We start from the raw sequence: 239 nt of genomic DNA, 5'->3' as shown, positions 1-239 counted from the left end.
GCTGGAGGCTCGAATCGCCGATGAGCTGGCGCGGCGTACCCTGAGAGTTGTGCTCGAAGACCACGCGTGCGCTGAGGATCCACTTCACATGTACTACAGTGGTCGTCGATACAACCACCCGGCGTTGCTTAGCCTGATCAATATCATCCGGAAACAGCAGTCACTCGCGAAGATTTCATGGTCGCGTGAGTGAGCCGGACCGGCGCCGCTAATTGCTGCTGTTGCCGTTGCTGTTGCCA

Annotated in this window: 1 pseudogene; it reads left to right on the top strand. The window is 58.2% G+C overall.

The window, feature by feature from the left end:
• Nucleotides 1-193 (top strand): annotated as a pseudogene (locus ACCD05_RS32090) (hypothetical protein); the annotation flags it as partial.
• Nucleotides 194-239: the final 46 nt, after the last annotated feature.

Origin of the sequence: Rhizobium sp. Rhizsp42 (genome assembly GCF_047304155.1) — a bacterium.
GTDB lineage: Bacteria > Pseudomonadota > Alphaproteobacteria > Rhizobiales > Rhizobiaceae > Rhizobium.
This window is presented reverse-complemented; position numbering and strand designations above follow the sequence as displayed.